This is a genomic window from Mesorhizobium sp. WSM4844, assembly GCF_055811775.1.
Map to the genome: position 1 here is coordinate 1 of NZ_JBVVQB010000103.1, position 9,380 is coordinate 9,380.

Genomic DNA, 9,380 nt, shown 5'->3' on the forward strand with positions numbered 1-9,380 from the left:
AGGTGGATGTTGAATCACCGGAGAAGCTCGTCGTCACATCACAATCGATTCATCGATCACGGGACGTGCTCTAGCTTCCACGTTTCGTTGAGCCGCGCTGATCGCTCGCTCGAGGCCGGACTGCGGCGTTCGTCCGGACAACGAACTGGTGGGTGACGTTGCCCCAGTTTCTATCCAGTTTTGAGTTCGTTTCCGGCGTGGGTTGTGCCCTGCTGGGCGGGTGAAGCGACCGGCGCTGGCGCAGAGCCTTTGGCATAGCGCAGCGCGAGCGACCGTCGCGGGTTGAAGGTGCTGGCGAACTCGGCCGGTGTCTGCCAGGCGATTTGGGAGTGCGGCCGCGCGGTGTTGTAGTCGGCGTGCCACAGGGCGATCGCGACGCGCGCCTGAGCCAGCGAGGTGAACAGCGTCTCGTTGAGCAGTTCATCGCGCAGTCGGCCGTTGAAGCTCTCGATGAAGCCATTCTGCATCGGCTTGCCGGGCGCAATGTAATGCCATTCGACGCGGTTCTGAACCGCCCAGGAGAGGATGGCGTTCGAGGTGAACTCGCTGCCATTGTCGCTGACGATCATTCTCGGCCGGCCCCGCTCGGTGATGAGCCGGTCCAATTCGCGGGCAACCCGCATGCCCGAGAGAGACGTATCTACGATGAGTGCCAGGCACTCTCTCGTGCAGTCGTCGACGACGGCCAGGATGCGGAAGCGGCGCCCGTCGGTGAGCTGGTCCGATACAAAGTCAAGCGACCAGCGCTCGTCGGGCCTCAGCGGAACCAGCATCGGCGCCCTGGTCCCGATCGCCCGTTTTGCGGCCGCCACGGCGGCGAACGGCGAGCTTCTCCTCCCGATAAAGCCGGAACAGCTTCTTGTGGTTCACGACCAGGCCCTCCCGCCTCAGCATCACGAGAAGACGCCGGTAGCCGAACCGACGACGCTCCTGCGCGATCGCCTTCATCCGCTCGCGAACCTCGCGGTCGTCCGGCCTGCTGGTTTCGTAGCGAACCGTCATGCGGCAACAGCCGATGGCTTTACACGCCCGCCGTTCGCTCATCCCGAAGCCTTCCTTCAGGCGGGCGACAGCTTTCCGCTTGGCCGCGGGCGTCACCATTAATGGGATGGTCCGCCCCGTCCTCCCGCAGCATCATCTGGGTAGTCACAACAAAGGAGGTTGCAATGTCCCCACGCAATGCGCCGCGCCCTGCGGCCGTCTATGGTGTCGATATCGGCAAGAACATCTTCCACGTCGTCGGCTTGGACAGCGACGGCGAGCCCGTCCAGCGAGTTCGCTTCCGACGCGACACGTTGATGAAGTTCTTTGAGCGGGCAGCGCCGGCAATCGTCGGGATGGAATCGTGCGCTGGATCGCAATGGATCGCCAGGAGACTTCAGGCACTGGGGCACAAGGTTCGCCTGATCCCAGCGCAGTTCGTGAAGTCCTACGTGAAGTCGAACAAGAGCGACATCATCGATGCCGAAGCTATCGCCGAAGCAGCCACGCGGCCGACGATGCGATTTGCCGCGATCAAGAGCGAGGAGCAAGCCGACCTCCAAGCTTTGCATCGGGTGCGCGACCAGATGATCGGCACGCGAACCCGTCTGATCAATCAGATGCGAGCATTCTGCCTGGAATACGGCATCGCATTGAGACAGGGCGCCGGACTGTTCAAGCTCGACTTGCCACTGGTTCTCGATGACCTTTCGAATGACCTCACGCCGGCAATGCGCAAACTGCTCGTGGACCTGTTCGCAGATCTGCGCCAGTTGGAGCAGCGCATCAACGACGTGACGAGGGAGATCGCAGCGATCGCAGACCGAGAAGATGTTGCCCGCCGGCTCATGACGATCCCCGGAATCGGCGCGTTGGGAGCCACCGCGCTACTGGCGGCCGTCGGCACCGGATGCCAGTTCCAGAAGGCTCGCGACCTGGCCGCATGGCTGGGGCTGGTCCCTCGAGAATACTCGACCGGAGGCAAGCAGAAGCTACTCGGCATCAGCAAGCGCGGGAACCGCTACGTTCGCAAGCTGCTCGTTCATGGCGCGCGATCATGCTTCCGTCACCTGGATCGAACCCGGGATCGCCTGGGAAGCTGGCTTGACGGGTTGCAGAGCCGTATGCACCCGAACAAAGCTGTTGTCGCACTTGCCGCCAAGATGGCGCGCATTGTCTGGGTTGTCCTGACCAAGCCGGGAGCGCTCTACGAACGCAGGGACCCTGCTTTCGCCTGACGCTCCGGCTCGATTGCAAGGCTCGGGAATAGTGATGCGAAACAGTGGATCAGCATGCCGTAAGCCCTGTGCAAAAAAGCGGGCTTCGTGCCCGAACCATTTATTGGGAACGGCGTGCGCGGATCTCATCATGGCCTGGCTGCAACAGCAGCTCACTCGCGAGAGGCCGGATACATTTATGCAACTGGAATCGTCATCGGCGATGTCGCGAACCCTTGCACGGACGGGGCGGACCATACATTCTTTCCCACAAGATCCTTCAACGCGGCATTGTCGAGCATGGCGTCGGCCAGAAGCCGCTTCAGCCGCGTGTTCTCGTCCTCCAGCGCCTTCAGCCGCCGAGCCTCGGACACATCCATCCCGCCGAAGCGGGCCTTCCAGTTGTAGATCGAGGCGTCGCTGACCCCGTACTTGCGGCACAGATCGGCAACCGATACCCCGGCCTCGTGTTCCTTCAAAATTCCGATGATCTGCTCTTCAGAGAAGCGGCTACGTTTCATGTCCTGGTCCTCTCGATGGGCCAGAACGAACTTCAAACCGGATTAGATCGCAGGGGCAAGGTCATGGGGCTTTGGCCCTCCTTTCAAGACCAATGGCGGGTCGCCCCTTTTGGCTCAAAGCAAACAATCGCAGATAAGGCCAAGGATGACCGCTTTTCGCCGCATGCCGGTCATCCAATCGCTCACCGCCGCGCACGAAGAGCGGACATTCAATTCGCCGGCGCCCCGCCGCTCGAATTCGGTACCCATTTAACTATAGGATTGCCGGCGATCCATCAGTCGGACTTCGCAGCATTGTCCCGGCAGCCGCCCGACGTTCGCCTGTGTCGTGCCCCCTGCAAATTCGAACAAAATCAGAACAACGACTTTGACAAATCTTAGAATCGGCAGATGATACCCGATCAACTTACCAGTGATTCACGTTTAGTTTGGATGCTGTGGCCCCCGAAACGGATTGACGGCCGTTTAGGCTTTACCACCTTCATCACTCAACAATTGATGGGATAGAAGTCATGGCCAAAGACTCTGCGCTTTTGTCCGAGCTGCATAAACTCATCGGGCAACGGATGGAGGCCGGCCAGATCGCGAAGCCGAGCGAAATCGTTGAGGAGATATTCAAAGACAAACCTCTGACAGGCCCGCATGCCGACTTCTATAGAGCATTTGCCAAGAAAGAACTTGTGGATGTCGTTACACGCATGTTGAAGCGCGTGGGCATGAGTGACGATCCTGCGTCCCCGCAGATGGTTTTTCCCGGCCATACTCGCTTGGCCAAATCGTATCCTGTGCTTCGGAACGGCGAACGGTCCCTGGTTCCAATAGGCCTCTGCACAACGCAAGAACTTTTTGACCACGTCTCGCTTCTTCGTAAGCAGGCAAAGGGCTGCGAAAACCACGCTGCAGAATTGGTTGAGTACCTTGCCACCAAAACTACCCAGGAGAAAATTGAAGCGCAAATCGAGAGGTCTGAAAGAGCCGTAGCCGAGCCGGCATGAATCTTCCGGAGCCATAATTTGGCTTAGTCAAGCAGATGGTCGAGGATTGTCCTTCGATGAGCAACTTTCTCGAGGTAAGCTGACTGTTCGCTCGTGAGGCACGACCGTACAAGCACCATTTCTCAGTCCTTCAGGGACAAAAGTTGCGCTTTTTCCCGGCTTCGACGGATCGTGAGCTTGAAGTCTTGAGTATTATTCGGCTGGCACAGGATTCGGCGCAGGGACTACGACCGCAGTCGAGGCCTGGGCCATGTTGAACCGCAGCACCTCCTCGAAAACTCGGTTGCGCGCCTTGGCGTGGGTAATAAGCGAGGCGGCCGGCATTACATAAAGGTGCAGCGGGATATCGTCGTCTGTGCCGATGACGAAGTCGTCATAAACCACCCGTTCGCTTAGCGAGAACACGTCCTTGAACCCGGTACGCTTCATGTCTTTGTAGAATTCGTCATCGATCTCGACGACCGAGAAGGCGAACACTTCTCGCACCGTCTCGATCCGGTCGACGAGCTCGCTGGCATAGAGGCGGCACTGCAGGAGCGCCTTGTTGTTGTCGAAGATGTCGGCGCCGGGCTTCTTGAATTCGATGATGACTAGCCTGTTGGGATGCCCCTCATTATCCTTGGAAAAAAAGGCCGCGACGTCGGGCTTGCGCTGCTGCTTCGACTCTGTCTCGATGCCGACATCGCGGACGATCTTCGCTAGGGTCTCGTCGCTGTAGATGCTGGAGTAGGACAGGAATTTGTCGTCTACAAGCCAGACATTGTTCTCGCGGATATTACTGCCATCGCTGTGTTTTTTCAGGATCGCATCGTGAAGGACGTGCTCCGCAGATTCACGCGGCATCTTGGCTAGTGAGTCGATGACTAGTGCCCGATGGACAATGAAGCGGGCCAGATCGTCGCTGGCGAGATGAGAGATATCGTCGAAGTCGACCTTGCGGCCTTCGACCATGTCTTCCACGAGTTGGTCTTCTCGCCGCGCCTGCTGCGCCCGATAGGTTTTGACGATCTCGTCAGCGTCCAACATCGCAGCATCTCCGTTCAGGGAATCGACGGTGATGAACGGATAGTATTTCTGAAGCTTCTCTATATTGGCGGCCTTGAACGCATCGATGTCGCCTTCCGCCGTCTCGTTGATCATGGCCAGGCATTCTTCGTGGATGCGCGGCATGAGCATGTCGCGGCTGATCGGCGACACGAGATCGGCGTCGGAGGCCGTCTTTGGAATTTCGAGCTTCTGGCGCTCAATATTGGAGCTGCGGTTCAGATAGGTCGAGGTGATCGAGATGAGATAGCGGCAGATGTCGAACCGCTTGCTGATCTGATACTCCTCGACGCATAGCTGGTCGGCACAGAGCATCGCGACGATCCCCTTGCGCGGGGCCTCCTCTCGGAACAGATAGCAGTCGAACGTCTCGCCGCTGACCTCGAACGACCGAGTCTTCAGCGCCTCGATCTTCTCGCCTGACAACACGAATGTATCCGGAAAGGGCTGCTTCGAATTGTGGGTGAAGGTAATCGAGATCGTCTTTCCGGCCTGCTTCTTCAGAAACAGCAATAGACGCAGGTCGTCGCACATCGAACTGACGAGCTTGGTAACCTGCGTGTTAATTTTCTCCCTGAGCTCGGAAATCGTTATCGTTGTCTCCAGCTTTCCCGAAGTCGCCGTCCGCTTAACATCTTCCGGCTTAAAGTCGGGAGTGTAACGGAATTCGACCAGATGTGTGGGTAGTTGGCTGCGAACCTCGACGCGGTTAGCATATTTCAGAAAGGAAAGACGGCCGACACCCTTACCACCGATATCGTCCTTGTGGCCTGTGCAGATCTCATCGAAATAGTTGAGATTATCCTGGGTGAACCCCTCGCCATTGTCGGAAACAGTAATCCGGTCTAGGACGTTGCGCACCTCATCGCCCAACAGATCCGACTGCTTCTCGAACCAGAGATCGACAGAAATCTCGTTCGCACCGGCGTGGATCGAATTGGTGATCCCCTCACGGATCACGTCCCGCGCCGTCACGCCGCCTTTGTAATGTTCGGCGATGAACTTCTTGAGATTAATCCGTGCCATGACGACTGTCTAATGAGGCGGCCCTTGGCAAGCAAGTGGGCCGCTATTGCCGCAATGGCTTAGAAGACCCTTTTCACTCTCTAACGCAGGGAGTTGATATGCCAACCACACGGGAGAGAGGCGCGACGCGAAGGCGTCGCTCCCTTCGTCTAGCGGCAGGCGCTGGGGGGACAGGCACCGAGGGTGCCTTGCATCTTCATGAGGCTTGGCTCGCGCGGCCCAGGCCGCCGCACCAAGCGGCAAAGCAGCCTGATCGCTATCGGCCCCGTTGCGGCCACTTTTGACTCTCGCATTTTGGCTTTTCAGCGCGAAACTGGCCTTAGGCGATGAATGGAAAACGGCCAAATGTTCCTGGTCTGTGCTCGAAAAGTCGCATAAAGGGCAGTGTGGAACGTCAGCCCGAGATCGGGTCCTGCAGAGGGCGCAACGTATTAACCTTGTGCTTTGGGGAGCACAGCATAATCGCACGTCTTCATCGCCTGGCAGCTTCATCATTGATGTCACCTACCTTGGAGAGCGAGAGAAGACTGTTAATAGTTGGGCACGGGTACGAGCTGTCTCGGTCGTTCGCTCGATCGAAAGCACTGTGCTTGGAGGACGCTCTCCATGATGCAAGGCGAGAAGGTGCCGGCCTACTTCCTTGTCCGCTGCCGTGAGCCGATTGTAGTGGCGAAAGAAAGTCCATCCAGGTATGGCGTACGGAATGTCGCTGTCCAAAATGAAGGCGTTTGAACGCTTCGCTGGAGCGTCCAGTTCCGTGTGCCAGCGCGGCTAAAGCGCGCCGGTTTGCGCGCATGCAGCCCAGAAAGGCCTCGAGTTATGGAATAGACAAGCTTTACAGCGATAGGGCCGCTCCGGGGCTTCAGATCCAGTGGCAACCTCGGCTGTGTAAGTCTCCACCACCAGGCTGAAGGGCTTTGGCATGTTACATGCATCTCATCGACAAACGCGCTCACACTGAGCAGAAATTGTCCATGACCACGCAAAAACGGACCATTCCGGTCCGCGAGGCTACTCATGTGTAATCAGGCTGTTAACAGCTTATGGCTCGATCGTTAAACTGGCTGCGTCCACCTAAACAGAAGGACTCACAAAATGACTTATCCCGTGGGTTCGCCGTCGGATGGCTCTCTGCAAGAATCTATCGAAGCAAATGGCCATCATAATCCTCGATTTCACGGCATTGATCACATAGCTTTGGCGGTTCATAAACTAGACGACGCTATCCACCTGTTTCAAGATGTCCTTGGTTTTAAGCTTAGGCGGCGATTGCATATAAAAGGTAAGAAGACTGGGATGGTGTGTGCGGACATGGTTCGGAACGACATGTGCTTTGTGCTTTGCCAAGGCACAGAGCCAGAGTCGCAGGTGTCTCAACTTGTCCAAAACTACGGGGTTGGTCTAGCTCATGTTGCATTATCTGTCGACGATGTGTCGGCGGCGGTCAATACGCTTACAGCGCGGGGATTGTCGTTCGACACGACCATTATTGAAGGACCTGGCCTAGCACAAGCATTCTCTTCTCGATGCGCTAATACGGGGATAAGTTTTGAACTCATCCATCGGAACGGAGAGGAAGCATTTCTTGAAGACAACGTACAAGAGCTTTTCGAGCAGCTTGAGCAGTCGGGAAAATACTGATCGAAGAGGTGTGGTCCCCCGGGTTTCGCAATCCGACTTCAGGCGCGCCCGCCGGCCTACCAGGGTCCCGCAAGACTGATCGAAGGTGGCATTCCAACTGGACGAAAGGAAAGCGTCACCTGATCTGCGCCAGGCACGGTGAGCTGCCACTGAACTGTCATCCAACGGCAATTATCCCCGACCTGTTACGCCGTGGGGCGCGGGTTGAGCAATCGGCGAAGACTTGGATCAGCGTACCTCCACCGCCTGGATCGCCACGGTATCGCCTTTAGAGCTTCTGGCCTGAACCTGACATCGTCCTGTCCGACAGCCCGCCCGCGCGCGACAAACTCGAGCCTTCCTCAGATGCTTACGTCCAATGTCCGACAATGTCGGACACTAGATGTTTAGTCCCGGCATTTGCTGGAGCGGATTAAGGTTGAAGCGTTCGGGCTGTGCGGCCTAAACCTTGCAGATGAACTCATAGGGTGTGAGGCCTTTGAGGGTCTTGAGCCTGCGGCCGAAGTTGTAGGCCGAGATGAAGTCGGCAAGGTGCTGGCGGAGTTGGTCGTGGCTCTCGTAGTAGAAGCGCCTGACCGTCGCATCCTTGATGGTCCGGTTCATCCTCTCGACCTGGCCGTTGGTCCACGGATGTCTTGCCTTGGTTGTCCGGTGTTCGATGTCGTTCCTGGCGCAGGCGTATTCGAAGGCATGGGCGCGGAAGAGTTCGCCGTTGGCGATTGCTTCCTTGATCAATGGCACGGCCGAACCGCCGGCGCCGGGCGTCGTGAACTGGATGCCGTTGTCGGTGAGCACGGTATGGATCTTGTAGGGAACGGCCGCGATCAGGCGCAGCAGGAAGTCTCTTGAGACGGCGGTGGTGGCCTTCTCGTGCAGTTCGACGAAGGCGAACTTCGATGTCCGGTCGATGGCGACGAACATGTGCAGCTTGCCCTGTTCGGTGCGTACCTCGGCGACGTCGATGTGGAAGTAGCCGATCGGATAGCTCTTGAACTTCTTCTTTGCCGGCTTGTTGCCTTCAACGTCCGGCAGGCGGCTGATGCCGTGACGTTGAAGACAACGATGCAGTGACGAGCGCGTCAGGTGCGGGATCGTCGGTTGTAGGGCATAGAGGCAGTCATCGAGTGGCAACAGAGTGTAGCGCCGGAAGGCGACGATGACGGCCTCCTCCTCGGGCGAGAGAACCGTCGATGCGGGGCTCTTTGGCCCTGTCGGCAGATCGGCCACCGAGGTCCGCTCCCGCCATTTGGCAACCGTCTTCTGGTTGATCCCGTAGCGTTTGGCCAGCGCCCTCAGGCTCTTTTGACTATGCTGTATCGCTCGACGGACCGCCTCTGTCGTCGTGGCGCTCCCATGAAGAACCTGGCCCATAGTGCATCCCTTGATTCGGAGGAGAAGGATGCCCCATCAAAGCCTGGGATCAAACATCTAGTCATCTTAGTAGCGCCACGTAATTGTTTTGGCATGAGTTTTTCTTTGGCACGGCACTTGCTCGGATGTGTGTATCTGGGTCGCGGTTGAGGAGAAATCGTCTCATGACTGCCCAAAATCCAGTCAGCTCTAGGTGTGCGTGGACAGGTTGCCAACTTCATAGGATCCGAGTCCTCTCGCTTTGAGAGGCGGCTCAGCTTCGAAGACATGCACTCAGGCGCGCAGGATGGATTCATCAATCAAACGATGGGTGCTTTTTGATCAGCTTGATCATTCTGGCGAATAAACCGCGAAAATGCGTGAGCCCTTGGGCCTCAATGATGTCGTCGCTCTGACACTGGTGTGGTCCTCAGCTCGCCGATAGTCCTACGCAGGGTTCGATGTTGGATCACAGATCGCAATGTTCAGTTATGAATTTTTTGAACGAAGTCTCGAGTGCGTTTCCCTCGGCAGTCTCGCTGGCGTCTGGCAGGCCGAGTGAGCGGTTCTTCGACAAGCTCGACCCCCAGGTGCTGTTGAATGCG

General features: G+C 57.4%; 5 protein-coding genes and 3 pseudogenes. 3 read left to right on the forward strand and 5 right to left on the reverse strand.

Translation table 11 applies throughout. The features are described from left to right. Positions 1 to 170: 170 nt before the first annotated feature. Positions 171 to 1,101: pseudogene (locus AC0L2A_RS35335) on the reverse strand (IS3 family transposase); the annotation flags it as partial. A gap of 65 nt (positions 1,102 to 1,166) precedes the next feature. Between AC0L2A_RS35335 and AC0L2A_RS35340 the strand changes: the two are divergent. Then, positions 1,167 to 2,219, forward strand: coding sequence for an IS110 family RNA-guided transposase (locus tag AC0L2A_RS35340; RefSeq protein WP_473612819.1), 1,053 nt, complete (start codon positions 1,167 to 1,169; stop codon positions 2,217 to 2,219). A gap of 236 nt (positions 2,220 to 2,455) precedes the next feature. Here the strand turns inward: AC0L2A_RS35340 and AC0L2A_RS35345 are convergent. Next, a pseudogene (locus AC0L2A_RS35345) lies at positions 2,456 to 2,719 on the reverse strand (transposase); the annotation flags it as partial. 512 nt (positions 2,720 to 3,231) lie between these two features. Here AC0L2A_RS35345 and AC0L2A_RS35350 point away from each other — a divergent pair. Beyond that, entirely contained in the window at positions 3,232 to 3,714 is a 483-nt protein-coding gene (locus AC0L2A_RS35350; RefSeq protein WP_473612820.1) for a hypothetical protein, read from the forward strand. Positions 3,715 to 3,906: 192 nt separating this feature from the next. Here the strand turns inward: AC0L2A_RS35350 and AC0L2A_RS35355 are convergent, their stop codons facing one another. Both AC0L2A_RS35355 and AC0L2A_RS35360 read right to left on the reverse strand, forming a co-directional pair. Beyond that, positions 3,907 to 5,784 carry an ATP-binding protein gene (locus AC0L2A_RS35355; protein WP_473612822.1) on the reverse strand — a complete coding sequence of 626 codons (1,878 nt, stop codon included), beginning with the start codon at positions 5,782 to 5,784 and terminating at the stop codon, positions 3,907 to 3,909. A 632-nt stretch (positions 5,785 to 6,416) separates the two neighbouring features. Further along, entirely contained in the window at positions 6,417 to 6,803 is a 387-nt protein-coding gene (locus tag AC0L2A_RS35360) for an MFS transporter (RefSeq protein WP_473612823.1), read from the reverse strand. A gap of 76 nt (positions 6,804 to 6,879) precedes the next feature. Between AC0L2A_RS35360 and AC0L2A_RS35365 the strand changes: the two genes are divergently transcribed. Beyond that, positions 6,880 to 7,425, forward strand: a complete 546-nt coding sequence (locus AC0L2A_RS35365; protein ID WP_473612824.1) for a VOC family protein — start codon at positions 6,880 to 6,882, stop codon at positions 7,423 to 7,425. A gap of 444 nt (positions 7,426 to 7,869) precedes the next feature. Here the strand turns inward: AC0L2A_RS35365 and AC0L2A_RS35370 are convergent. Continuing rightward, positions 7,870 to 8,796, reverse strand: a pseudogene (locus tag AC0L2A_RS35370) (IS481 family transposase); the annotation flags it as partial. Positions 8,797 to 9,380 lie beyond the last annotated feature (584 nt).